Origin of the sequence: Mesorhizobium sp. M2A.F.Ca.ET.067.02.1.1, from assembly GCF_004023285.1 — a bacterium.
GTDB lineage: Bacteria > Pseudomonadota > Alphaproteobacteria > Rhizobiales > Rhizobiaceae > Mesorhizobium.
Window position 1 is genome coordinate 1 of record NZ_RZSB01001487.1, and the last position, 392, is coordinate 392.

Here is a 392-nt window from a genome sequence, read left to right on the forward strand (position 1 = left end):
CCTCTAGGGCGAGCCGAGGTGCCAAGGCGAAGGACTGGCAAACGCTCGGTCAGATCTTCCATATCTCCCACGCCGAACTCGTCGCGCTGGCGGAGTATCTACTCTCGTCCCCGGGCTCGATCATCGCGCGATGCGTCGCCCGACACCGCGTGCCGCAGGACACCTCTCGCAAGAGGCAGCGAGTGTTTGCCTTCGCGTGGGACAACCTGAGGCCGTATCTCGGTCACCGGACCTTCGCCGATCTGATACTCGCCGCCACCAGGCGCAAGCGCTATCCGGACGCGCTTGGCGAAGCGATGCTGAAGGGAGGCTTCGAGGCCGTCCTCGACGAGCAGATGGGACTGCTTGGCCAGCTCGGCGACGCGGAGGGAATCAAGATCATCGATCAGCTC

Annotated in this window: 1 protein-coding gene; it reads left to right on the forward strand. The window is 64.3% G+C overall.

Annotation, left to right across the window (positions count from 1 at the left end; all coding sequences use genetic code 11):
- Positions 1 to 392 (forward strand): hypothetical protein (locus EOA28_RS39435; protein ID WP_210215006.1); only part of this gene is annotated, 392 nt, incomplete at both ends.